The organism is Pantoea sp. Cr_R13, from assembly GCF_029222565.1.
GTDB lineage: Bacteria > Pseudomonadota > Gammaproteobacteria > Enterobacterales > Enterobacteriaceae > Pantoea > Pantoea eucalypti.
In genome coordinates this window covers 343,806-366,712 of the sequence record NZ_JARHXL010000009.1, presented here as the reverse complement: position 1 = coordinate 366,712, position 22,907 = coordinate 343,806, and the positions used below count along the sequence as shown (strand labels likewise).

General features: G+C 49.9%; 23 protein-coding genes and 1 pseudogene. 12 read left to right on the top strand and 12 right to left on the bottom strand.

Annotated features, from left to right (window positions below; translation table 11 throughout):
* Window positions 1–276 precede the first annotated feature (276 nt).
* The 3 genes and pseudogenes from P2R09_RS05655 to P2R09_RS05645 form a co-directional block, all read right to left on the bottom strand.
* Window positions 277–803, bottom strand: a pseudogene (locus tag P2R09_RS05655) (rhodanese family protein).
* The gene (locus tag P2R09_RS05650; RefSeq protein ID WP_003854984.1) at window positions 800–1,117 is read right to left on the bottom strand and encodes a metalloregulator ArsR/SmtB family transcription factor; all 318 of its coding nucleotides are present in this window, start codon (window positions 1,115–1,117) and stop codon (window positions 800–802) included. The pseudogene P2R09_RS05655 and the gene P2R09_RS05650 overlap by 4 nt, the downstream one beginning before the upstream one ends.
* A 184-nt stretch (window positions 1,118–1,301) precedes the next feature.
* Window positions 1,302–2,273: a D-2-hydroxyacid dehydrogenase family protein gene (locus P2R09_RS05645; RefSeq protein WP_275767882.1), complete on the bottom strand. Its 972-nt coding sequence runs from the start codon at window positions 2,271–2,273 to the stop codon at window positions 1,302–1,304.
* Between the two features lie 611 nt (window positions 2,274–2,884).
* Here P2R09_RS05645 and P2R09_RS05640 point away from each other — a divergent pair.
* Together P2R09_RS05640 and P2R09_RS05635 are read left to right on the top strand one after the other, a co-directional pair.
* Window positions 2,885–4,057, top strand: coding sequence for an EAL domain-containing protein (locus P2R09_RS05640; RefSeq protein WP_275767881.1), 1,173 nt, complete (start codon window positions 2,885–2,887; stop codon window positions 4,055–4,057).
* 278 nt (window positions 4,058–4,335) lie between these two features.
* Window positions 4,336–4,833, top strand: coding sequence for a GrpB family protein (locus P2R09_RS05635; protein WP_275767879.1), 498 nt, complete (start codon window positions 4,336–4,338; stop codon window positions 4,831–4,833).
* Window positions 4,834–4,873: 40 nt separating this feature from the next.
* Here the strand turns inward: P2R09_RS05635 and P2R09_RS05630 are convergent, their stop codons facing one another.
* Window positions 4,874–5,395 (bottom strand): GNAT family N-acetyltransferase, encoded by a 522-nt coding sequence (locus P2R09_RS05630; RefSeq protein WP_275768121.1) that lies wholly within the window; start codon window positions 5,393–5,395, stop codon window positions 4,874–4,876.
* 576 nt (window positions 5,396–5,971) lie between these two features.
* On the opposite strand from P2R09_RS05630, the gene P2R09_RS05625 reads away from it, so the two are divergent.
* Both P2R09_RS05625 and P2R09_RS05620 read left to right on the top strand, forming a co-directional pair.
* The gene (locus P2R09_RS05625) at window positions 5,972–6,220 is read left to right on the top strand and encodes a hypothetical protein (RefSeq protein WP_275767877.1); all 249 of its coding nucleotides are present in this window, start codon (window positions 5,972–5,974) and stop codon (window positions 6,218–6,220) included.
* 160 nt (window positions 6,221–6,380) lie between these two features.
* On the top strand, window positions 6,381–6,944 hold the full coding sequence (locus tag P2R09_RS05620) for a TetR/AcrR family transcriptional regulator (RefSeq protein ID WP_275767875.1): 564 nt from the start codon (window positions 6,381–6,383) through the stop codon (window positions 6,942–6,944).
* A gap of 1 nt (window position 6,945) precedes the next feature.
* Here P2R09_RS05620 and P2R09_RS05615 read toward each other — a convergent pair whose 3' ends face one another.
* The 4 genes from P2R09_RS05615 to P2R09_RS05600 all read right to left on the bottom strand — a co-directional run bounded on the left by P2R09_RS05615 (window position 6,946) and on the right by P2R09_RS05600 (window position 13,483).
* A complete protein-coding gene (locus P2R09_RS05615) occupies window positions 6,946–7,527 on the bottom strand; it encodes a TetR/AcrR family transcriptional regulator (RefSeq protein WP_275767873.1) in 582 nt (193 codons plus the stop codon).
* A 214-nt stretch (window positions 7,528–7,741) separates the two neighbouring features.
* A complete protein-coding gene (locus P2R09_RS05610; protein ID WP_275767871.1) occupies window positions 7,742–9,172 on the bottom strand; it encodes an efflux transporter outer membrane subunit in 1,431 nt (476 codons plus the stop codon).
* On the bottom strand, window positions 9,172–12,333 hold the full coding sequence (locus P2R09_RS05605) for an efflux RND transporter permease subunit (protein ID WP_275767869.1): 3,162 nt from the start codon (window positions 12,331–12,333) through the stop codon (window positions 9,172–9,174). Before P2R09_RS05605 ends, P2R09_RS05610 begins: the two co-directional genes overlap by 1 nt.
* A 1-nt stretch (window position 12,334) precedes the next feature.
* Window positions 12,335–13,483: an efflux RND transporter periplasmic adaptor subunit gene (locus tag P2R09_RS05600; protein ID WP_275767867.1), complete on the bottom strand. Its 1,149-nt coding sequence runs from the start codon at window positions 13,481–13,483 to the stop codon at window positions 12,335–12,337.
* A 362-nt stretch (window positions 13,484–13,845) separates the two neighbouring features.
* Between P2R09_RS05600 and P2R09_RS05595 the strand changes: the two genes are divergently transcribed.
* From P2R09_RS05595 to map, 3 genes are all read left to right on the top strand, one after another.
* Window positions 13,846–14,337 (top strand): hypothetical protein, encoded by a 492-nt coding sequence (locus P2R09_RS05595; RefSeq protein ID WP_275767865.1) that lies wholly within the window; start codon window positions 13,846–13,848, stop codon window positions 14,335–14,337.
* A gap of 224 nt (window positions 14,338–14,561) precedes the next feature.
* Window positions 14,562–14,807: a ParD-like family protein gene (locus P2R09_RS05590; RefSeq protein ID WP_003854973.1), complete on the top strand. Its 246-nt coding sequence runs from the start codon at window positions 14,562–14,564 to the stop codon at window positions 14,805–14,807.
* Entirely contained in the window at window positions 14,804–15,589 is a 786-nt protein-coding gene (gene map / locus P2R09_RS05585; protein ID WP_275767863.1) for a type I methionyl aminopeptidase, read from the top strand. Before P2R09_RS05590 ends, map begins: the two co-directional genes overlap by 4 nt.
* 36 nt (window positions 15,590–15,625) lie before the next feature.
* On the opposite strand, the gene P2R09_RS05580 is transcribed toward map, so the two are convergent.
* A complete protein-coding gene (locus tag P2R09_RS05580; protein ID WP_275767861.1) occupies window positions 15,626–16,720 on the bottom strand; it encodes a diguanylate cyclase in 1,095 nt (364 codons plus the stop codon).
* Window positions 16,721–16,907: 187 nt separating this feature from the next.
* Complete coding sequence (locus tag P2R09_RS05575) at window positions 16,908–17,216, bottom strand: hypothetical protein (protein WP_275767859.1); 309 nt, start codon at window positions 17,214–17,216, stop codon at window positions 16,908–16,910.
* A gap of 229 nt (window positions 17,217–17,445) precedes the next feature.
* On the opposite strand from P2R09_RS05575, the gene P2R09_RS05570 reads away from it, so the two are divergent.
* From P2R09_RS05570 to P2R09_RS05560, 3 genes are all read left to right on the top strand, one after another.
* Window positions 17,446–17,670: a hypothetical protein gene (locus P2R09_RS05570; RefSeq protein ID WP_039661474.1), complete on the top strand. Its 225-nt coding sequence runs from the start codon at window positions 17,446–17,448 to the stop codon at window positions 17,668–17,670.
* A gap of 113 nt (window positions 17,671–17,783) precedes the next feature.
* A complete protein-coding gene (locus P2R09_RS05565; protein WP_275767857.1) occupies window positions 17,784–17,915 on the top strand; it encodes a hypothetical protein in 132 nt (43 codons plus the stop codon).
* Window positions 17,916–18,009: 94 nt separating this feature from the next.
* Complete coding sequence (locus tag P2R09_RS05560) at window positions 18,010–18,696, top strand: hypothetical protein (protein ID WP_275767855.1); 687 nt, start codon at window positions 18,010–18,012, stop codon at window positions 18,694–18,696.
* Window positions 18,697–18,922: 226 nt separating this feature from the next.
* On the opposite strand, the gene P2R09_RS05555 is transcribed toward P2R09_RS05560, so the two are convergent.
* Entirely contained in the window at window positions 18,923–19,972 is a 1,050-nt protein-coding gene (locus P2R09_RS05555; RefSeq protein WP_275767853.1) for an NAD(P)-dependent alcohol dehydrogenase, read from the bottom strand.
* A 110-nt stretch (window positions 19,973–20,082) separates the two neighbouring features.
* Between P2R09_RS05555 and P2R09_RS05550 the strand changes: the two genes are divergently transcribed.
* Window positions 20,083–20,487, top strand: coding sequence for a helix-turn-helix domain-containing protein (locus P2R09_RS05550; protein WP_275767851.1), 405 nt, complete (start codon window positions 20,083–20,085; stop codon window positions 20,485–20,487).
* 13 nt (window positions 20,488–20,500) lie between these two features.
* Here P2R09_RS05550 and P2R09_RS05545 read toward each other — a convergent pair whose 3' ends face one another.
* Complete coding sequence (locus P2R09_RS05545; RefSeq protein ID WP_275768119.1) at window positions 20,501–21,322, bottom strand: Cof-type HAD-IIB family hydrolase; 822 nt, start codon at window positions 21,320–21,322, stop codon at window positions 20,501–20,503.
* A gap of 254 nt (window positions 21,323–21,576) precedes the next feature.
* Between P2R09_RS05545 and P2R09_RS05540 the strand changes: the two genes are divergently transcribed.
* Entirely contained in the window at window positions 21,577–22,842 is a 1,266-nt protein-coding gene (locus P2R09_RS05540) for a DUF1479 domain-containing protein (RefSeq protein ID WP_275767849.1), read from the top strand.
* The last annotated feature ends 65 nt before the right edge of the window (window positions 22,843–22,907 follow it).

Genomic DNA, 22,907 nt, shown 5'->3' with positions numbered 1-22,907 from the left:
TAGTAAAGTGAAATAATTCAGGCAGCCTCTGACTAATTAAAAAGCGTCACTTTCAGGGGAAATCCACGCCTCACTGAAGTCGAACCAGCCGTAAGCAACAGGCTGACCAGTCCGGTCATGCGTGCTGATAACACAATAGACTCAGTCTCTATGCTGGAATCGATACATATAGAGTGGTCTTAATGACATAAAATATCGCAGTGGTTTTATACGATGAAAACAGTGCGCATCTGCCTCACATTGATGAAAGCTGAGAATAAAGATGCGTCCTGGAATCTATTTCGCCGTTCTGTTCCAGGGCATTTTTTGCAACAACGTTGCCATCCCGCAAAAACCAGTCACGCCAGAGAAAATTAAACCGGCACCTATCACTCCTGAGAGCAAAAACAATCGGCTATCGAGGGTATATCCAGATACAACACCCAGCAAAACCAGTGAACCTGCCGTAATATGAACCTGTCTTATGAGAGGCAGCGGTTGTTTTTATCTTCAACTGTCGGGAACGTGGCACTTTTCCACGCATTAATGCCTCCGGACATCAGGAAGACGTTTTCAGAGGTTACCGCTTTTATAAGTGCATCAGCGTTACTGGTAGTTCGCATCCCTGCCTGACAATGAAAAATCACAGGACGGGAGCCTGCGTTTTCGACGCGTTTACCTGCGGTGATGTCGGAAAGTGGCAGTGAGACCGCCCCCGGAATGTGTTCTCTGAGATAATCTGCACGTTCACGGATATCAATCAGCACGGCTCCTTGCGCAATCAGCTCACTGGCTTGCAACGGCGATATCGATTCAGACTTCATTTTAAATCCTCCGGGCAATAGATATCTTTTAGTGTGGAGACAACTTTTTTAACCGCATCGTCTTTTATGAAATAGTTCACCCGCTGAGCCACCTTTGAAGACTCAATCAGACCATCTTCTTTCATTTTCGCCAGGTGCTGAGAGGTGGCAGAAGGTGTCAGCCCACTTTGCTGGGCCAACTCCCCTGACGAGGTACCGGGTTTTTCAATAAGGATGCAGAGGATTAAAAGGCGATTGCTGTTACTCATCGACTTCAGCAACGTTGTCGCCAGTGAAGCGCTTTCCTGCAACCGAACAAGCTGACTGTTTTTCATGTTCATTATTTTAGTGTTTTCTAAATTAAGTAGATACTAAAATAAAAGCGAGCGGGATGCAATGACTAATTTTGCCGATGACTGTTGAAGATGCCCGAGGGTAAATACACAGCCTGCAACCGAATCATCCGGCATCAGAAATGCACGTTCAGAAAAAGCCTTTACCGCCAGATCACGGGTAAATTTATCGTTCTGATACCCCAGAATTAATCACATGTGACCTATCGCCACTAAAGTAACGTACGACATTATCAAAGGCCGTTTTGAAGTAGAGCGCATAGCTGGCCTTCTCGACATAGCCCAGATGTGGCGTGCACAGCACATTTGGCATCTGCAGGTAAGGATGTTGCGTGTCGTACAACGGTTCATCGTCGTAAACATCCAGTGCCGCAAATCCGGGGCGCCCCTGTTTCAGGGCGTTTAACAATGCGCCTTCCGAAACCAGTTCAGCGCGGCTGGTATTCACAAATAACGCATCCGTTTTCATCAGCGCAAGATCGGCCGCCGTGATATTACCTTCCGTCGACGCGACAAGCCTTTGATGTACGGTTACCACATCGCTGGTGGCGAAAAACTGCGCCCGACTCTCCGGCACTATCCATCCGTCAGTACGGGCTTCTTCCTGTGCGCGAAGACTTCCCCATACCTGCACTCTCATCCCAAAAACGGCTGCAAAGGAAGCGAGACGTTTTCCTATTTTCCCATAGCCAAGAATGCCGATGAGCTGATTATTGACTGCAGAGCCTATTTCTGTTTGCCATCGTCCTTCGGCCATTGCATTCACCGAAGAGACTAATTTTCTGCGTGATGCCATGATCAGCAACCAGGTTAATTCTGCAGGCGCGACCGGGGAACCGGTCCCCTCTACAATTGCCACACCCGCCCTTGTACAGGCCTCAACATCGACATTCCTCGCCAGCTTACCCGTCTGGCTGATTAATTTAAGACGCGGTGTGCATCGCAGAAAGGCTGCATCAACCACTGTTCTTTCCCTGATGAGTATCAATGCCTCTGCTGCAGATAGATGGTGATCAGCCATTGAATCTTTAGTGAGGTCTCCCAGAGACGAGCACTGGTATTTGTCGTTGTGCTGAAGAAAGTCACACTGCTGAGTCGCGAGCTGATAATCGTCTGGAATCACTATATGAATGGCCATCAATCATCCTCTTTGTGGGGTATTTTCGGAGAGCATTAACTTTAATCAAATAACGTTATGTCATACTAACGGCTTCCAGACGTTGTGCCATAGCGGATATTTAATTACATGATATGTGAGTTATTTCTGCAGGCGAGCAGATCCGTTTAGCCTCATCGCGGGTGTTCCCGCATACCCTCTCAGGAACATTTCAGAACACTCGCTTTTCGAATCCGCGAGGGTTCAATGTTGTGTCCAGGGCTTATTGCATGTGGATACGAGATTCCGTCAATGGAAGCGAAGTCATTACAGAATGTAAAGGCGGGATTGTGTCAACATCTTACAATTAGAAGGTAATGAAAAGTGAGGCTTAGCCGATAATGACAGACATCTGGAAAGTAAACTTACGTCGTCAGTTCTAATTTGAAAATGATAACATCAGAATATCAACTCTTTAATAATGTTAAGCAGGATTGAACATACAACTCTTATTAAACATACATTATTTAATGTGGTCAGACTGATAATTCAAAAAAATGAAATGGATGCCCTCAAATTTTGTTCAATTTTCATTGTTTAGAGTTTATATAGTTTTTTTAAGCGGCTGAAAATTATGGATTTACAGGAATAAAATGAAACCTGTTGTGAAAAATGACGAGCCGCGCGATGTTTTGCTACGGCGTATTAACGGCGGTGAGTTTCACCCGTTTTTTCAGCCTATCGTCTCACTGGAAGACCTGCGCGTGACGGGTTTTGAAATGCTTGCACGCCACATTTCCCCGCAAGGAACTGTTACGCCACCAGCAGACTTCATTCCTGCCATGGAGCAAAGCGGTCTGCTGGACGAGCTGATGCTCAGCCTGATGGCGCAAGGTTTCAAAACGGCTGCTGCATGGCCGGAACAGCAGTTTCTGTCGATGAATGTGTCACCCTCTCAGCTCAATGGCAGAGACCTGGCTGAAATGATCAGTCAAACTGCTAATCGATTTCAGTTTGATCTGACAAGATTAAAGATTGAGATAACCGAAACTGCACTGTTAGATGACATCATAACAGCCCGTGCAGAGGTTGAAGCCTTGTCTGATATGGGCTGTACGATTGCGATGGATGACTTTGGGACAGGCTATTCCAGTCTTTCCTGGTTAATTCAATTACCCGTCAATACTCTTAAAATTGATAGCAGCTTTATTCGCTCCATGCTGGAAAAAAAGGATAGCCGAAAAATTATCTCCAGCGTGGTTGGACTGGGACAAAGCCTTGATATGGATGTGATCGCCGAAGGGGTTGAAACGGATGAACAGGCTGAAATGTTACGCGGAATTGGATGCCTGTATGCGCAGGGCTATCTGTTCGGCAAGCCGGTTACCGCGGCAGAAAGCCACTTGATGCTGGCCAGGGCGCCCGAAAAAGGTTTTCTTCGCCGGGTTGTGCGTCTTTCTCTTGACCAGCGTGCGCATCAGATATCATCAATGTACGCAGTTCCTGGTACCTCCATCTGCTTTCTTAACCCGGATTTGATGATTGTCGATGCAAGCGACACATTCGCTGAAAGGCTTGGCTGGGCCCCACAGGATGTTATTCACAAATACATTTATGAGGTGATACCGTCTCAGGCGGACAAGTTGCTCTGGCTGCAGGAATTCCGAATAAAAGGGCTACCCTACCCGCCATATGAAGTCGTACTGCCCGACGGTTCATCCGATCTTGTCATGGTTACGCGTGTTGAAGATGAAGCAAAGGACCTGTTAGGCTTCTGCGTTTTCGGTGTCAAACTAACGGGTCGTCACGGCAATGAAGCAAAATAGATTGCTGTCAGGATTACGAATCAGACAGCACTCATCACCTCATTTCACCCTACTGCACTGCAATACAGCACAAATGGATGTCACTGGCTGTATCCGCCCCTAATCTTGCCGTTGAACATTATTTCCGCCAGACACTGACTTCACGTTCAACAAAACTGTAGCCTGACTGTTCATTCCTGAACTGATGTTGTTCCTTCCCGCCAGTTTCAGGTAAGTACTTTAACCGCCAGAAAGAAATTTCAGGTCAAAGGAGGCCGGGATTGACGCGGACCATTTCAGTGGTGCCCTATGATGAAAAATGGCCGGAAGCATTCGAGGCTGAGCGTCTGGTGATACAGGCCTTATTAGGGGAAGTTGCAGTGAATATTCATCACATTGGCAGCACTTCTGTTTCGGGTCTGGCAGCAAAGCCCGTGATCGACATACTGCTGGAAGTCTCTGATATTAACCAGCTGGATGAGTGTACCTCTGCCATGAGCAGCATCGGGTACAGTACCAGAGGTGAAAACGGCATTCCGGGACGCAGATATTTCACTAAAGGTGTCCATCTGCGTAGCCATCAGGTACATGCATTTTCAACCGGGGATGAGCAAATACTTCGCCACCTGGCTTTTCGGGATTATCTCCGAAAAAACAGTGGTATTGCTAAAATCTATGCGGAGATTAAGTCCACTGCCGCATTGCTCTGCAATAATAATTCACAACGTTATAGCTCTCTCAAAGCCGCGTTTATTGAGCATCATCTGCAACTCGCGCTGATTGACCTCAAGCGTTAAGTCCAGAATTCCAGTTGAGGGTCATCATGGCTTAATCTTTTCAGGGGCGTGTTAAATTCCAGTCATCCCGACTCAGCGTAAAAAGCATGCTTGCAGCCGCATCTGGCACATCATAGACATCGCGAATATGCCGAAGTCCGGCTTTAATCAGAACTTTTTGTGACGCCAGATGGTTTGCTCTAACCATTGCAGAGATTTCAGTGAGTTTTAACTCATTAAACCCATATCTGACTGCATATCTGGCAAACTCTGTCGCCAGCCCTTTCCCCCAGGATTCCGGCGAGAATCGATACCCCAGATTATTGATCCTGATATCAGCGAAGTTTCGGATACTCAGCCCTCCGAAGCCTACGATTCTGTCAGGCTCATCCCGAAGCGAAATAGCCCAATTACCGAAACCCTGTGTTTCCCAGTGGCTTATTGAGCGAGACAAGACATCACGTGCATGTTCAATATTCGGGTAAGGACCGGCTGGATTAAACACGTTCGTCGCAGGGTCACCATAAATCCTGAAAAGATCGCCTGCATCTGCTGCGCTGACTGGACGAAGGGCTAACCGCATGACGTCTGGCTGCAAAAGAACCTCCTGTGTTCGGTAAAGAAACGGGAAAACCTGAAAATAAACACAGTAAAAGGTGCCGGTCACCCAGTCAATACCTCACCTGAACAACGTTGTGATAACGTGATAGCAGTTATTTCATCGTACTTACGTCCCGGTAAGTCAAATTAACAGACGCCGCTACTGTTCTCGATTAATCCTCTTTTTATCGTCCGGACTTGTTTAAAGATCGTCTGCGATTAATGACTTAACTCAATTTAAAAAAAATGACTAATCGGGCTGAAGATATCGTGATTTCTGTCGAAAACATAATAAGAAAATAAGAACTAAAAGGGAGTGATAATAGAAGATATTTCTCCTGCACGTTCACCACGCTCTCTGGCAACCCAGCCGGGATTAACGCTCCTGCCTATTTCCCAGAGCAATAGACATTAAGTAGCCTGGCGGCACTGGAACAACGATGAATCGATATATTTCAGGAAGCAGAGACGTCCGGAACATGACCTACTGCATGATAAAGAGCCAACAACAACATGACGTCCCGGCGGCGTCTGTTTTGCATATTGCGGGAAATGAAAAATGAGCATCGTTTATATACCTGCCCTCATTCCCTTACTGATGAAAAAAGAGAATGAGAAAGGAAGCCCACTTACAGAGGATGAAGTCCGCCACATCCGGGATAACGCTACGTCTATCGAAGTGCCCCGTGATGTTGCTTTCACCATGGCTGAATGCCGGGGTTATTTTGATATCAATCCTGAACATTGCTGGCCGGAGTGGAGCGCATACCGGAGTAAGAATTTACTGTCTGCTGCGGACAACGGTTAACGGCATCGCGATGCACATCCTCACCTTACGCTTCAGCAACCGGTCTCAGGGCAGAGAACGCCATGCTGTAGTGTCTGTCATCGCCAAACCTGGGCTACGACGTATAGCCACGCAGCGGAAAAGCCGGTAGAGTATTATTTTTTCTCAGGTAAGGATTATTATGAATCGTAGCGAAGAAATCCTTGAAGCCGCAGAATATTGCATGCGACAGAAAGGCTTTTATCAGACATCGGTTCAGAGTATTGCCAGACAGGCAAATGTCAGCGTTGGCCTGATTTACAAATATTATAAAAATAAAGAAGCGATTATTGAGGCACTGATAAAGAGCGTCGTACAACGCATGATTGATTTATTAAAAGATGACCTCGACAATCTTGCCCAGGCTGGAAATGTCACCTATTCTGCGCACGACACTGTGTCAATCGATGTTGAAAAAAGCATTGCACTGCTTATTGATATCTCAGCAGAAGCCACACGTAATGAACGCATCCGTCAGATAATTTATGATGCCTGGCAGGCTTTGAAAGAGAACTTTATTATTCAGGAGCAGGCTATTAACCCGGCGCTTAATAAAGAGATTATTCAGACGCGCTTGTATATCATTTCACTTATTCTGGACGGCATGACTATACGCCGTTATATGAAGCAACGCGAAATCGAAGGCAGCTTTATGTCATTCCTTGATGCCATCAGCCAGGACATTAATCAGCAGAGTGTGGCGTAAATCAAGGAAACAGATGGCTGGCGAGGACGCTGTTGATTCTCGCTAACTCCTGCTGTTCAAGGTGTTTGTCACCAAACGTGCGGCAGGCCACCCCATCGACCAGCATAAGTAAAAACTGAATACGGTCGCTACGCTGCTGCGAACTTGCTGCTGGCATCTGTTGCTTAAATACGCTGTCCAGTTCCGTCATCAGCAATGCTTCTTCAAACGCAAGCATCTCGCGTACGGATGCATTTCGTGAGGCTTCCGAATACATTTCAAGTAATAAACAACGATCTGTGAAAGACCAGTCCTGCCAGAATTCGGACTCAGTATCGATAATACTGGATGTGCTGATTTTTAGTTGAAAGTTTTTCACTAAAAACATCCGCCAGTTTTCAGCAATATTTTTTATCGTTTCACTGACAATTAATTCTTTGCTCTCAAAATAGCGGTAAATCTGACCCGCGCCCAAACCCGACTCACGGCTAATATCGGCCATGCTTGCACCATGAAATCCGGATCGACTGAAACACTTTTTTGCCGCCGAGATTATCTGCTGCTGGCGCTGTTGTAAGAAATCATCATTATCTGACCTGCTCAAAATAACTCCTGATAATTGTACGTAATATCATCGTTTTTTTAATAATGTCTTATGTTACCCGAGGTAGGAGTAGGAGGGAATAATTGCTTTAAACTCTGACCTGTATGCGCTGGTCACCCCTGCTGACACCGGGAGTCGGCATTTGAGCGCCCACAGCATTGCCCTGCACGTTACAAAAGGCGCACACGCACCGAAGCCTGCGTGTGCGCCCGAACTACATTTTTAGTTCCGACTCCTGCAATGCCGTACCGCCACCCATCACTTTGTAAAACGTGTTCAGGTTTTGGAAGTACGCCAGCTCAACGCTTACCAGGCTTGTCCTGGCGGTATAAAGCGTACGCTGAGCGGTCAATGCATTGAGCCAGGTGTCCACTCCACGCTGATAACGCAGATCGGCCAGATGATAATAGGTCTGTGAAGCCACAACATTATTACGCTGGCTCATCAGTTGATCCTGGAGGGTGCCTCTTCGCGCCAGAGCATCTGCGACTTCCTGAAACGCGGTTTGCACCGACTTCTCGTACACCGCCACGTAATACTCTTTTTGCGCTTTGGTATAGTTCAGGTAAGCAACGTTGTAGCCCCCTTTAAAGATCGGGAGTGAAATACTGGGAGCAAATGACCAGATCCCCGCCCCGTTTTTGAACAGCGAAGAGAGATCGGCACTGCCGACCCCTCCGCTTGCCGTCAATGAAATACTCGGGAAGAAGTTTGCCCGTGCTGCGCCGATGTTGGCATTCGCCGCCTTCAGGTTGTGCTCAGCCTGCAACACATCAGGTCGATTGATCAGGGCTTCCGAGGACACCCCTGCCGGCACCTCTCGCAACGCCTGCCCCAGAGACTCAAGGTTTTGCGGCAGCAGGTTGTCAGGTACGCTTTTACCCACCACCAGGTCCAGGGCATTCTTATCCTGCGCCACGCTGGTAGTATAACTGGCGACATCTGCCTGCGCAGACTGCCAGGTGGTTTCCGCTGACGCCACATCCACCATTGATGCGACGCCGTTCTGCAGCCGTTTGCGCGTGACCTCCAGAGACTGACGGGCACTCTCTGCCGTCTCTTTTGCAATCTTCAGGTTACTGCGATCGGCCGCCAGCTGTAACCAGTAATCTGACGTGTTGTACAGTAACGTCAGACGCGTACTTCGTGCGCCTTCCAGCGTGCCAAGGTAGGTTTCATATTCCTGACGCGACAAACTTTGGTTTTTACCGAACAGGTCCAGCTCAAATGAGCTGACATTTCCCTCCGCAGAATAACTGTTGCCCAGCGCAGTTTGATTACCTTCTCCTGTCAGAGCCCGTGAGCGGGTCCCACTGACATCAGCACTCAGTGAAGGTAAGAGATTCGAACGCTGCTCACCAAACTGTGCGTGCGCCGATTTCACACTCGCGACGGCTTCACGCAAATCCCGGCTGTTATCCAGAGCCATGGCGACGACCTGCCGGAGGCGAGGATCCTGCACATAATCCTGCCAGCTGATATCGCGATAATTCACCGCGTCCTGTTGCAGTTTGCGGTAAGCTTCACCGTCAGGCGTTGCGGCAACGACAGCATTCTCAGGGCGGGCATAATGCGGATCGAGTGAAACGCATCCCGCAAGAAAACAGGGCAAAAACACCGCTAAAAGTTTCGCAGATAGTGTCATTATTCCTTCACCTTCGCAGCGGAATCAGTAGACGATATGTCGTCATGCGGCTTCGCCGGGAACAGTCGGCGGACCAGCACAAAGAACAGGGGAACAAAGAAGATGGCCAGCAGGGTCGCAGTTAAGGTCCCGCCAATAATACCGGTACCGATAGCGATACGGCTGTTTGCACCGGCACCGGAAGAGAGTGCCAGCGGCAGCACCCCGGCGGTAAACGCCAGCGAGGTCATAATGATGGGACGTAAACGCATCGTTGCTGCATGGGTCGCGGCCCTGACCAGACTCTCTCCTTTGCGATATTGCTCTTCAGCAAACTCCACGATCAGAATGGCATTCTTGGCCGACAGCCCAATAATAGTGAGCAACGCGACCTGAAAGTAAATGTCGTTTTCCAGCCCGCGCAGCGTAATGGCCAGTAGCGAACCGATGACGCCTAAAGGCACAACCATCATTACTGAAAAGGGCACTGACCAGCTCTCATACAGGGCCGCAAGGCACAGGAACACGACGATCAGTGAGATGCCATACAGTGACATTACCTGATTGCCTGAGAGCTTTTCCTGATAAGAGAGTCCACTCCACGAGAAGGTGTTACCGGCGGGTAACTTCGCCGCCAGTTTCTCCATTGCGGTGATGGCATCGCCGGAACTTTTGCCAGGAGCAGCTGCGCCTTCAATTTCGTAAGATGCCAGACCGTTATAACGTGACAGGACATCCGGACCATACGCCCAGTTCATTGAGGCAAAAGAAGAGAACGGCACCATGGTGGTGTTATTACTGCTATCCGTGCCGCGTACATGCCACTCATCAATATCTTCAGGCTTGCTGCGGAACTGTTGATCACCCTGCATGTAGACTTTTTTCACTCGCCCACGATCGGTAAAGTCATTAACGTAGCTCCCCCCAATGGCAGCACTTAACGTGCTGTTAATATCACTGAGGGTCAGACCCAGCGACTGCGCTTTAGCATCATCAATCATGACATCCAGCTGCGGCAGGCTCGGCAGCGAGTTGGCACGAACGGCCATGAGAACGGGGTCATGATTCGCGTCCGCAATAAGTTGATCACGCATTTCGAGGAGTTCGTCACGACTGGTCGCACCCCGCGCTTGCAGTTCAAATGTAAAGCCATTGGACTGGCCCAGCCCGGAAACCGAGGGAGGTGTCAGGACAAAAATTTGCGCATCGCGAATGCCCGACAGGGCCATCATCGCCCGGCCTGCAATGGCATCGGCGCTGTTCTCTCTGCCTTTACGTTCACTCCAGTTCTTTAAGGCGATAAAGCCAATTCCCGCGTTCTGACCACTCCCGGCAAAACTAAAACCGTTTACCAGCATGCTGATGTTAACGTTCGCTTTCTCCTGGGTGGCAAAGTATTGCTGAACCTGGCGACGTACTTCATTGGTCCGGTTCTCTGTCGCGCCTGGGGCCAGCTGGTACTGCACCATGATGTAACCCTGGTCTTCGGTAGGCAGGAAGCCCGTCGGCAGCCGCATATAGAGCACTGCACACCCAATCAGCAGCACGCCATAAAGAAGCAGATAACGCACTGAACGGTTGACGACATGGCCGACGCCCTTTTGATATCGCGTCTGGACATTTTCATAACTGCGATTAAACCAGCCGAAAAAGCCTTTGCTGCCGCTTTCATGATTGTGGGGTTTGAGCAGAGTTGCACAGAGTGCGGGTGTCAGCGTTAACGCCACAATGACTGACAGCACCATCGAGGAAACAATGGTGATGGAGAACTGACGGTAGATCACACCCGTCGATCCGCTGAAAAAGGTCATTGGCAGGAACACGGCAGAGAGCACCATCGCGATACCAATTAATGCGCCGGTGATCTCCTTCATCGATTTTTCCGTCGCCTGACGCGGGGGTAATCCCTCTTCACGCATGACGCGTTCGACGTTTTCGACCACCACGATCGCATCATCCACCAGTAAGCCGATAGCGAGTACCATACCGAACATCGTCAGGGTGTTAATCGAGTATCCAAAGAGGGATAGCACGCCAAAGGTACCCAGTAACACGACCGGAACCGCTACCGCCGGGATTAAAGTGGTGCGAGTGTTTTGCAGGAAAATAAACATCACAATGACGACTAAAATCACCGCTTCGATGAGCGTTTTCACCACTTCTTCAATCGAAATTTTTACGAAATCGGTGCTGTCGAGCGGATACGCGATCTCGTAGCCTGCAGGCATACTGCTGCGAAACTCATTAATCTTCGCTTTCACCTGCCCGGCGGTAGAGAGTGCATTGGCACCGGACGCCAGCTGAATGGCAATCGCGGATGCCGGATGGCCGTTCGCCAGAACGTTGAAACTGTAATCTTCATCACCCATTTCTACCCGAGCGACATCTCTCAGCCGCACCACCGAACCATCCGCCTGGCTTTTCAGGACGATATTGCGGAACTGCTCAGGCGTTTGAAGTCGTGACCGCGAGCGCACAGTCGCCACCAGTTGTTGTTCGTTGCTGGACGGTTGCGCCCCCAACTGCCCGGAGGAGACCTGGGTGTTCTGACTTTCCAGTGCCGTTGTGACATCGGATGGCATCAGGGAATAGGACGTCAGCTTGATGGGATTGAGCCAGATACGTATCGCATATTCAGACCCGAATACCTGCACACCGCCTACTCCGGGGACACGCGCCAGGCTGTCTTCCATGTTACTCACCATATAGTCGGCAACATCTGATAAGCTGCTTTTATTGGTTTTGTCGTACAACCCCATAATCAGCAAAAAATCACTCTGCGCTTTCTGCACCGTCACACCCTGTGACGTCACTGCGGTCGGCAGGCGGCTTTCTGCCTGCTGAACCTTGTTCTGAACCTGAACCTGAGCAATATCAGGATCGGTCCCCTGTTTGAACGTGACCGTGATTTTAACCTGGCCGGTGGACGCCGTGCTGCTGGCGTCGAAATAGAGCAAACCGTCCAGCCCGGTAAGCTGTTGTTCAATGACCTGGGTAACGCTGCTCTCCAGTGTTTCGGCGGAAGCGCCGGTATACGTTGCCTGGATACTGATTTGTGGTGGTGCGACATCCGGATACTGCGAAACCGGCAGGCTTCTGACGCTCAGGATACCGAACATCATAATACCAAGGGCAATCACCCAGGCGAAAACAGGACGACGAATAAAGAACTGAGCCAACATATTATTTGCCCTCGCGGATAGCAGCTTTACCGTCTGGCGTCACTTCGACGGCTTTGACATGCATGCCTGGCTGAACTTTAGCGCTGCCCTCAACAATCAGTTTGTCACCGCGTATCAGCCCTGAAGTAATCAACCATTTGTTGCCAATCACACGGTCGGCCACGACCTGCCGGCTTTCAACGTTGCTCTCGTTGTCGACCACCATTGCAGTGGCATTGCCTTTGGGATCCCGGCTAATTCCCTGTTGCGGTGCCAGAATGGCATCACTTTTAACGCCGTTGGTGACGCTGGCGCGCACATACATGCCCGGCAGGAGTTCATGTTGCGGATTCGGGAAAATCGCGCGTAGCGTGACCGTACCGGTGGCTTCATCGACCGAAACTTCCGTCAGCTCCAGCTTTCCAGGATATTCGTAGGTCGTGCCATCTTCCAGATTCACCGTTACGGGGACATCATCGGTACTCTGTTGCAGCGACGCCTGCTGGCGTTTGAGTTTCAGCAGTTGCACACTGGATTGCGTGAGATCGACATAGATAGGATCCAGCGCACGAATGGTTGCCAGTGCAGAGGTCTGGCTTGCCGTAACCAGTGCGCCAGGTGTCACGGATGAGATCCCGATACGGCCACCGATCGGCGCTTTGATTTGGGTGTAGTTCAGATTGATACGGGCATTTTCAACGGCAGCACGATATTGATCCACAGAGGCGACATTTTGTTGATACGTTGCCTGCGCATCATCGGCATCCTGTCGCGACACACCATTATCTTTAAGCAGTGCAGCATAGCGTTCGGCTTTCAATTTGCTGCTTTTCACCAGCGCCTTGGCATTTTTTAGCTGCCCTACGGCTTGATCGTAACTGGCCTGATAGCTGGCAGGATCGATTTGATAGAGTATCTGCCCGGCTTTAACTTCATCGCCCTCGGTAAACAGGCGTTTCTGAATGATGCCATCCACCTGTGGCCTGACATCTGACGTCATGCTGCCCGTAACCCGCCCGGCAAGCTGGCTATCCAGCGTCACAGATTCGGTTTTCAAGGTTTTAACACCCACTTCTGGGGTCATAACTGGTACTTGCTGATGACTGTTTTGATCGCAGGACGCCGCAATCATCACGAGTCCGGCGATCATACTGCGCTGAAAGTTTCTCATAGTTACCCTGTAATGAACGTTCATTCTCATTCTGCAGTTTAATTAATCATCAACAGGATGTATGTCAGCAAAACGAAAAGAAGAATTTCTGAACATAAAAATCCTGCCTGGTTGCAACCTCCAGCAGACCGGCAGGTCTATTACACCAACGGTTATCACTTACCTGAACCCTGGGCGGGTCTGTCTCAAACCGTAGCATTAAATGTTCATCGCCTTTCATGGCTGATTAATCAAAAGCGCTGCAGGGTAAGAGGGTATAATTTTCTGATAGTATTAAAATGAGCAGGGACGTTCGATAGGCCTTATTAAGTATTCGCTAAAATCTGCGAAATCTGTTCCTGAATATTGCTGGCTGCGGAGACATGATGATAGACAAAGATTCACTCACAGTGGCAATACTCTTTATTATTGCCTTTGTATTGTATTACATAAAAATGACGCGCAGCCTTTCAGGACACTTTATCTATTTTGATAAAAGAAAAAATAATCTCACATTGCGCCTGTCAATTTTTGGCACGCCGAGAGAGATGTCCGATCTGCGCAACGTGATCTCTTCGCTTAAACAATGCTTACAGGATCTTGAAAAGAAAAATTATCATAGCGTGACATTTGCATCACATCTGATCACTGATGAAATGATTGAAACAATTCAGCGTTTTACCCAGGAACAGGGTTACGCATTACAGGACGTCAGGTTCTGCTATACATCAAAATGGCAACGCTTCATCATTCCACTTAAAATGCTCCTGTTTCATTTCACTGTGACGTTTGCTAACCCAACCACGACAACATTCACTGTCGTATTTAATCAGCGTCATGACGCCGGGTTTGATAATATTTATGTTGGTAAGTGAGATGCTCTCTGCTGCCGCATATCAGAATATGTCTCTGCAATGAAGAGCCGATGCTGTATTGATGTAGAAGCCTGGCAGAGCCAAAGCACAGTTCTATGTTGTTAATTTTGATGTAGTGTTTGAAAGTCACACGCGCTTTACTCTCTGATGCGCCACTCCTCGTTGCAAATCACACCCGCCAACGTTAATCTATACGAAACGTATACATTTCATATAAGGTTTGTATGGGTATCGTAAAAATTTCCGACCTGATGCATGAGAATCTCCGCATCGCCAGCCAGGCGATGAGCCGCTCGATCAATGCCCAGGCAGAACACTGGCTTAAGCTTGGCATGCTGGCTGAACTCTATCCGCAGCAGACTCAACACCAACTGGCGCAAATGCTGATCCGGCTTGAACTGGAAGGCAGCGCTGATATTCGCAGTATGCTCCCAAAAGAGAGCCTCATCCCACAAGGAGACGTGTCATGAACACCGTTAAAATACATAGCGCAGCGGAAATTGAAATGGCCCGCGCAGCCGGACACGCTGCGGCTCAGGTACTGGCGATGATCACGCCTCATGTGCGTCCCGGTATCACCACGGAAGAGCTTGATGATATCTGCCACGACTTCATTGTGAATGAACTTAAGGTGACACCCGCGAACATTGGCTATCACGGCTATACCCGCACCACCTGCACATCGGTAAATCATGTGGTATGCCACGGTATTCCGGCCAGTAAGAAGCTTAAGGATGGCGATATTGTGAATATCGATGTGGCGGTCATCAAAGATGGCTGGTACGGCGATACCAGCCGCATGTACTTTGTCGGCACCCCATCAGTCCGGGCCAAACGTCTGGTTGAGATCACCTATCAGTCGATGGTTGCGGGTATTAAAACGGTTCGTCCTGGCGCGACGCTGGGTGATGTGGGTGCAGCAATTCAGCGTGTTGCGGAAGCCGCAGGCTTCTCGGTGGTCCGTGAATATTGCGGTCACGGCGTTGGTGAGATCTACCACACCGACCCGCAGGTGCTGCACTACGGCACACCAGGCGAAGGGATGCCATTGAAAGCCGGCATGATTTTCACCATTGAACCGATGATCAACGCCGGTAAAGCAGGCACCAGCGTACTGTCAGATGGGTGGACGGTGGTCACGAAAGATCGCTCGCTTTCCGCGCAATGGGAACATACCGTCGCAGTGACTGAAGAAGGTTTTGATCTGCTGACGCCGTGGCCTGAAGGTACCGGCGACTACCCCGCAATTTAATCCCACCGCCTGAGACACTGTCTCAGGCGGTGTTCTCTATCTGCTTCTGACTTCATTCAGCGTTTCCAGCGTGCCCGAATGCCAGACCTGTATGTTATTACGACCGGCCCGCTTAACCTGATACAGCGCTTCATCAGCGCATCTCAGCCATTGATGAATTGATCCCGCATCACATGCCGGTGCAATTCCAATACTCACCGAGCACTGAAAAGTGGGAGACGCTGGCAGCCGGAGCAGCGCAATGCCCTGTTTAATCTGCTCTGCCAGCAGCGTAATGCTGGCTTCGTCTGCATCGCGCACAATGACACATAACTCATCCCCCCCGAAACGGGCAGGAATATCTTTCAGCCCGACGCTATTACGCAGCAGCGCCGAGATTTCTGCCAGTAGAAAGTCACCAGCCTCATGCCCAAAGGTGTCATTCACCTGCTTGAAATGATCAACATCCAGCAGCATTAGCCAGGCTTTACCCTCACCTCGCTGGGTGCGCAAAAACTCACTTTCCAGACGCTGCTCAAACAGACGACGATTTGGGATTTCTAGCCCGGGATCCATCAGTGCAATACGTTCCAGCTCGCGGTTTTTTTTGCGCAGACTCAGAGTCAGATTATGTGACACCACGCTGAGTGCCAGCAGATATCCGCTGGCCAGCGGCAAGGTCAGCCAGACTGTCCGGGGGCTGAAATTAAGCAGAATGGGCGCCTTTTCCACCAGCCACGCTAGCATGAAGGTAAACAGAAAAGCTTTTATTGCGGATTTTAGCTGACCCCAGCCCCCAGCCGAATAGCGGTCAGAGATTAGTACAGCCATGATAATAATTGAGGGCAACGGGCTTAGCGCCATGTTAGCAACCCAGAATCCGCCAAAGGCGGCATCCAGCGTTAAACTTTTGCGTTCAAATCCAGTGGGGTCGCGGGATCGCAGCGCCAGTCGGTACGCTGCATAAGGCCAGACAAACGCGTTAGTAAACAATAAGGCGCAGACCTGCGGGCACATTCCCCTCTCCATCAGGACAGAAAGAATGGGCAGAAAACAGAGAAAGGTACCAAGCTGGCGCATCATAAACATTCGCCGGACAAATCGCGTCGAACGTCGCTTCAGTTGTACATCATCGGGGGTGTAATAATTCATACGCGCACTGAAGCAGTTACAGGTCAGGTAAGTTTATCGGTAAATGAAGAAAGATTGTGAATTATTTGCAGATTATTCTTATTGCCCGCACGTAATTTAACTATGCGGTGGAATTAAATTACGGGACCGGAAACAGCGGTGAGGGATTGCCACGCGTCGTGAATAACGCGCGGCTCTCTGAAGCAGATTATCTGCGGCCTTTAACGATTGAGGCAGACCAGTTGAAATCGCTGACTTCGCTGGCGGTCAATGAAGAGGGTTTCTTTTTACGAAGCGGCTTTTTTTGCGCTTTTAGCGCCAGCGCTTTTTCCTTCTCCAGTTTACTGGTCATGACGATCTGACGTGCTTCACTATTAAATTCTTTTTCTTTCTTGCTATCAGGCTCTTTACCGGTTCGTTGACGGTACTTCTCTGCCAGTCCCTTGTAGGTTTGCTCGACGGCCAGACGTTCATCAGCGTTGAACTGATCAATTGAAATCATCTTCTTATCGTTCATAGCGGCATGTCCTGTGGCGAGTTATTCAGGCAAGTGTACCGCATTTGCCGTTCGTAAATGCAGGGAATGGCATTAATCCGTCGACGTGATAGTTTCATGAGCCTTCCGGCAGGACAAATACGCCTGATCATATTCGTAAGCCTGACTCAATCAGGCTTCTTTCTTAATATAAAACTAATGTTCATCAGGTTTAATGGTAGTGACCACGTACCGCCAGAGAGCAGAACCAATGATAAGAGAGACCGATCGCCTGTCACAGGCGTTATTACGGCGGCATGGGATTGGCATTAAACAGAAACGCATACACTTCAGAGGCAGAGATCTGCTGTTTCAGTTGCACAACGCCCGCTATGATGTTTTCAATGGTGACCGCTGTATTGCGACTGTAGAAACTAACAATATCAATGAAGCCATTAAGCAGTTTAAAGCGCTGGATAACCCTGATGAGAAATAACCCTGCCTGATCATGGCCAGTTTCAGAGGGATCACGCCGTCAGAACCGTGTGCGTTGTGGTGCAGGATAATCAGGATGCTCGAGTTTCGAGGGTTTGTAAGACGGTATATGGCGTGCAGCATGCCGATAACGCCGTTGCAGCCCTGCTGCACGATCAGCCGATGCGTCGCGAAGAAGATAATGCCGCACAGTCGTATGCAACGGAATCAGTGGAAAGCAGTCTGTTGCGCCTGTCTACCTGGTAAGCCGGAGAGTGTTCATCCGGTTCAACGCCAAATTTAGTGTTAATTCAAACCGTGCTGATTAGAATAAAGCAAACTCCCCGAATACAGGTTTCTGATGAAAATCACCATTCACAAAGAAGATGAGCTGTTTATGCAAAACTTCTTTGATGCACCCTGCCACACTCTCGAAACAGAATCGCCGCAGGCTCAAAAAATTGCGCAATCTCTTCAGCTGGCCATTCAGCAAAAAGGTGCAGAAGCCGATGGCGACTGGAAACGTAGCCTGACGTTTCTGCTGCTGTTTCTCTTTCTGTATGCTGCGCTGGGTGCCTCACTGACGCTTGATCTCAGCGCCCCGGGCACGGGCCATAAAAGTATTGCCTATGCGCTGGAAGCGATTCCGGTACTCATCGCCTTCTCCGGTGTCTTCATCTCTATTCTCTATCTTTTCCTGACTCGCGCCAGTGCGCGTAAACAGCGTAATTGGGAAAAGACGATTCTGGTGCTGGAGAAATACGCCATCGGAAACCTGTTCAAGGTGACACACACCCAGGGCGGCGGCACCAGCAATTACTCCGTGCCTAACCTCTCCATTTCGCTGGCGATGTTTATCTGTGTAACCTGGCTGGTGATTTATAACTATCTTACATTCACCACCAGCGGTGTATTCGGTAGTGTGATTTCGCTGTTCATCAGCACCATGGTGTATGTGATTCTGGATATTCAGTTGCTTAAGCCTTTCATCCATGTGATGGATAAAGATGAATCAGAAAAGCGTGATGCGGATAAAGAACAGGATTAACTAAGATCATCTTCGGTATCAGGATACCCGGCCACAGTGAGCCGGGTATTTTTTTGCCACAAACTGGCCATTTTTACTGGCAGGCCCATTTTTGCAATGAATCCAATGGAACGCGTAATGAAAGAAACTTTTAGTATGTTGTAACTATATGACCACCTTATTATACCCCACTTAGCGCTAACGAATCTCCGCCAGAAAGCCCGCGTTGATAGCGGGCCTGCCGTCATTACCAGTAAGTTTTCTGCATTTCGATAACGAAACGGTATTTCACGTCACCGATCAGCATACGTTCAAAGGCTTTTTCAACGTCTTCACCGGTGATCATCTCAACGTCAGCCGTGATGTTGTGCTGACCGCAGAAGTCGAGCATCTGCTGCGTCTCCTTAATGCTGCCAATTGAGGTGCCGCTAATACTCAGGCGGCGAAACACCATTGGGGTGACATTCGGGGACTTATGCGGTTGATCGGGGATGCCGACCAGCACCAGCTGACCATTGGTCTTCAGCGCATTAAGGTAAGGATCGAGATCATGAGGCGCAGCCACACAGTCCAGAATGATATCCAGGTAGGCCTGACACTCTGCCATTTGTGCCGCGTCTCGCGAGATGACCACGTTTTTAGCACCCAGACGACGCGCATCTGCACCTTTCGCCGGAGAAGTGGTAAACAGAGTGACTTCTGCACCCAGTGCGCTGGCGAGCTTAACCGCCATGTGTCCCAGTCCGCCAAGGCCGATAACACCTACGCGGTCGCCTGCTTTGACATTAAAATACTGCAACGGTGACCAGACAGTCACACCTGCACACAACAGCGGTGCCACAGCGCTCAGCGCCAGATTGTCGGGTACCGTCACCACAAAATGCTGGTCGGCAATGACATGCTGCGCATACCCGCCAAAGGTGGTATTGCCGGTGTATTTGTCGGTACCGTTATAGGTTGGCGTGAAGCCCGCCTCGCAATATTGCTCTTCCTGCTGCTGGCAAAAATGGCATTCACGGCATGAATCGACCATAACACCCACACCCACCGTATCTCCGACAGAAAAGCGAGTGACGTTGTCACCTTTATCCACCACGCGCCCCACAATCTCATGACCGGGAACCAGCGGATAGCGGCTCACGCCCCATTCATTGCGTGCCATATGAAGGTCAGAATGACAGACGCCACAATACAGGATTTCGATTTTGACATCGTCAGCCTGCACGTCACGTAACTCAATCTGACCCGCCTTTAACGGTTGATCTGACTGGGTGGCTACCAGCGCGTTAATTTTCATCTGTTGCCTCTTCTCATCTGATGGTCGTAAAGAAAGCGGCCCACTATAGACATGCAGGAACCTGTTTGGTAGTAGTTACCTTTTGGTTACCATGAATGTGAGGAGAGACTGTGCCGGTCTGGGTTGAAGGAAAACTTTATTTTTATGCAGACTCACCACCACGTCGCCTGCTTGAGCTCTTTTCCGTGAAATGGAGCACGATGGTGCTGCATGCGCTTTATCACTGGCCGGAAAATCGGGCGCGCACAGGGGAACTGGAGCGCAGCCTGCAGGGAATTTCAAAGAAGATGCTGATTCAGACGCTGCGCGAGCTTGAGCAGCGCGGGCTGGTGTCGCGTCATGTCTGGCAGGTTGTCCCGCCGAAAGTGGAGTACAGCCTCACACCACTCGGCCATACCTTTGCAGAACCGATTGAGCAGATGTATGAATGGGGTCTGGAGAATCAGGCTGCGCTGGATGAAATGGAAAATCATGTGCGCAGCCATCAGGAGAGTGGCGGAGATGACCGCCAGTGATGCACGTTACGGATTAATCAAACGGGAATTCGCGCGCCAGCACGCGTGCAATCACATTTAGCGCGCCTTCGTCGTTGTTGCTCTGAGTCTGATAGTGCGCCACGGCGGCGACAGACTCAGCAGCATTCGCCATCGAGAAGCTATAGCAGGCCTGACGCAGCATCTCAATGTCATTGGCGCTATCACCAATCGCCAGCACTTCACAGTCACTGATGCCCCACTTTTCCTGTAGTAGCGCAATGCCGTGTGCTTTATGGCAACCGGGAATGATGAGGTCGATAAAGCCAAAGCCGCTGGAGACCGGATGCATGATGTTTTCCAGCTCGCCAAGTGTGGCGTGCAGTCTTTGCAGCAGTGCATTTACGCCTTCGTGCTCCAGCTTCAGCGAGAACTTGAAAATGGTGTCGTCGATGGCATAAAGGTCATCACGTTTTTCGAGTCGGTGATAATGGTTTGCCAGTTGCGCCATCATCTCGTCTGAAGCGGATGCGTGTACATACGCACCATTACGTCCGCAGACCACAACCGCGATGTCAGGTTCATGCGCCAGGATATCGAGGATCTTATGCACTTTCTCCTGCGCTAACTCGCCGCAGAAAATCTCTTCATTGCAGTCCGAAACCCACGCACCATTTTCCGCCACAAACGCGATTTCATCTTTAATGTCGGGAAAATAGCGCTGGAGCTGGTAATACTGATTCCCGCTCGCCACCACAAAACGAATGCCCTTCTGCTTCAGCAGCGCATACTGACGTGAAAACCGCTGGACGTTGTACTGCTTATTGTCGTCCAGAAAGGTGCCATCCATATCCACCGCAATCATCTTAACCGCCATTTCGCCTGCCCCTTTACGTTCGCCGTTCTGTCCTTTCGGCTGATTGATTTGATTCATAAAGCTTACTCGCTGTGTGGATTAATGAGAATGCAAATAGTGACATTGCTAACGGATTTCAGAGCGTTCCGGTTCATCAGTTGTGTTAGCGCGCACGGTTTATGTCGTTAAAAGAATGTTAAGCTCAACGACACGTTACGAATGAAGATTATTTAAATTACATTCGAAACTCAACCATGAAAATAAAGGAGCAGAATATGATCCGTGATGAAACCCTGGCTACCCCATTACCTGACGACGTCAAAACCGCTATCCGAGAAATGAAACAGCAGTTACGTCAACAAATCGGCGATGTTGATGCTCTGTTCAAACAGGTCTGCGACAACGTCACCACTGCCATTGCGCAGGCAAAAACAGAGGAAGCGCAAACCGGTACGGCCTGGCCGGTCGTGCCAATGCAGGACATTACTGAAGGAAGGGTTTCAGATGAAACCCGGTTGCTGATTAAACGTCGCGGTTGTGTGGTGATTAAGCAGCATTTTGCACGAAATCAGGCTCTGGCCTGGGATAAGTCGATGCTCGACTATCTGGATCACAATCATTTTGATGAACAGTATCGTGGGCCCGGTGATGACTTTTTTGGCACCCTGGCTGCCTCCCGTCCTGAAATCTATCCCATCTACTGGTCGCAGGCGCAAATGCAGGCGCGGCAGAGCCCGGCAATGGCGGAGGCACAATCTTTTCTTAACCGGCTATGGACATTTAATTCCCAGGGCAAGCAGTGGTTTGATCCGGATGTCAGCGTTATCTATCCCGATCGCATCCGTCGTCGCTTGCCGGGTACAACCTCTAAAGGCCTGGGTGCCCACACCGATTCAGGAGCACTTGAACGCTGGTTGCTGCCCGCTTATCAGCAGGTTTTCAGTAAGCTGTTCCACGGTGAATTTGCCGCATACGATCCCTGGGACGCGGCCCACCGTACCGAAGTAAACGAATATGATCTGCCAGGCACCACCAAATGTTCTGTGTTTCGCACCTTTCAGGGCTGGACCGCGCTCTCCGATATGATCCCCGGTCAGGGCCTGTTGCATGTGGTGCCGGTGCCGCAGGCGATGGCTTACGTTTTGCTGCGTCCGCTGCTTTCGGATGTGCCTGAAGATGAGTTGTGCGGTGTGGCGCCGGGTCGGGTATTGCCCGTTAATGAACAGTGGCATCCGCACCTGATTGCCGGGCTCTGTTCAATACCGGCTCTTGAGGCGGGTGATTCCGTGTGGTGGCACTGTGATGTGATTCACGCCGTTGCACCGGTTGAGAACCAACAAGGCTGGGGCAACGTGATGTATATCCCCGCAGCACCGATGTGTGAGAAAAACCGCGCTTATGCCCGTCGGGTTGCAGAGGCACTGGAGCAGGGACGTTCACCGGGCGATTTCCCGCCTGAAGACTATGAAGCAGAATGGGAGCAACGTTTCATGCCGGAAGATCTCAACCTCAATGGCCGACGCTCTCTGGATTTAGCCTGACGCAACCCCGCGTCGCGCACCGGCGCGGGATAATCCCTGTTACACTGCCTCTTTTATTTAACGGC

What these genes read in the sequence shown, in the direction of transcription:
- P2R09_RS05575 (WP_275767859.1), bottom strand. Translation starts at nt 17,216, where the DNA reads ATGAACGATAAGAAGATGATTTCAATTGATCAGTTCAACGCTGATGAA.
- P2R09_RS05600 (WP_275767867.1), bottom strand. Translation starts at nt 13,483, where the DNA reads ATGAGAAACTTTCAGCGCAGTATGATCGCCGGACTCGTGATGATTGCG.
- P2R09_RS05625 (WP_275767877.1), top strand. Translation starts at nt 5,972, where the DNA reads ATGAGCATCGTTTATATACCTGCCCTCATTCCCTTACTGATGAAAAAA.
- P2R09_RS05570 (WP_039661474.1), top strand. Translation starts at nt 17,446, where the DNA reads ATGATAAGAGAGACCGATCGCCTGTCACAGGCGTTATTACGGCGGCAT.
- P2R09_RS05545 (WP_275768119.1), bottom strand. Translation starts at nt 21,322, where the DNA reads ATGGCGGTTAAGATGATTGCGGTGGATATGGATGGCACCTTTCTGGAC.
- P2R09_RS05580 (WP_275767861.1), bottom strand. Translation starts at nt 16,720, where the DNA reads ATGAATTATTACACCCCCGATGATGTACAACTGAAGCGACGTTCGACG.
- P2R09_RS05640 (WP_275767881.1), top strand. Translation starts at nt 2,885, where the DNA reads ATGAAACCTGTTGTGAAAAATGACGAGCCGCGCGATGTTTTGCTACGG.
- P2R09_RS05650 (WP_003854984.1), bottom strand. Translation starts at nt 1,117, where the DNA reads ATGAAAAACAGTCAGCTTGTTCGGTTGCAGGAAAGCGCTTCACTGGCG.
- P2R09_RS05610 (WP_275767871.1), bottom strand. Translation starts at nt 9,172, where the DNA reads ATGACACTATCTGCGAAACTTTTAGCGGTGTTTTTGCCCTGTTTTCTT.
- P2R09_RS05620 (WP_275767875.1), top strand. Translation starts at nt 6,381, where the DNA reads ATGAATCGTAGCGAAGAAATCCTTGAAGCCGCAGAATATTGCATGCGA.
- P2R09_RS05590 (WP_003854973.1), top strand. Translation starts at nt 14,562, where the DNA reads ATGGGTATCGTAAAAATTTCCGACCTGATGCATGAGAATCTCCGCATC.
- P2R09_RS05560 (WP_275767855.1), top strand. Translation starts at nt 18,010, where the DNA reads ATGAAAATCACCATTCACAAAGAAGATGAGCTGTTTATGCAAAACTTC.
- P2R09_RS05595 (WP_275767865.1), top strand. Translation starts at nt 13,846, where the DNA reads ATGATGATAGACAAAGATTCACTCACAGTGGCAATACTCTTTATTATT.
- P2R09_RS05540 (WP_275767849.1), top strand. Translation starts at nt 21,577, where the DNA reads ATGATCCGTGATGAAACCCTGGCTACCCCATTACCTGACGACGTCAAA.
- P2R09_RS05630 (WP_275768121.1), bottom strand. Translation starts at nt 5,395, where the DNA reads ATGCGGTTAGCCCTTCGTCCAGTCAGCGCAGCAGATGCAGGCGATCTT.
- P2R09_RS05645 (WP_275767882.1), bottom strand. Translation starts at nt 2,273, where the DNA reads ATGGCCATTCATATAGTGATTCCAGACGATTATCAGCTCGCGACTCAG.
- P2R09_RS05555 (WP_275767853.1), bottom strand. Translation starts at nt 19,972, where the DNA reads ATGAAAATTAACGCGCTGGTAGCCACCCAGTCAGATCAACCGTTAAAG.
- P2R09_RS05605 (WP_275767869.1), bottom strand. Translation starts at nt 12,333, where the DNA reads ATGTTGGCTCAGTTCTTTATTCGTCGTCCTGTTTTCGCCTGGGTGATT.
- map (WP_275767863.1), top strand. Translation starts at nt 14,804, where the DNA reads ATGAACACCGTTAAAATACATAGCGCAGCGGAAATTGAAATGGCCCGC.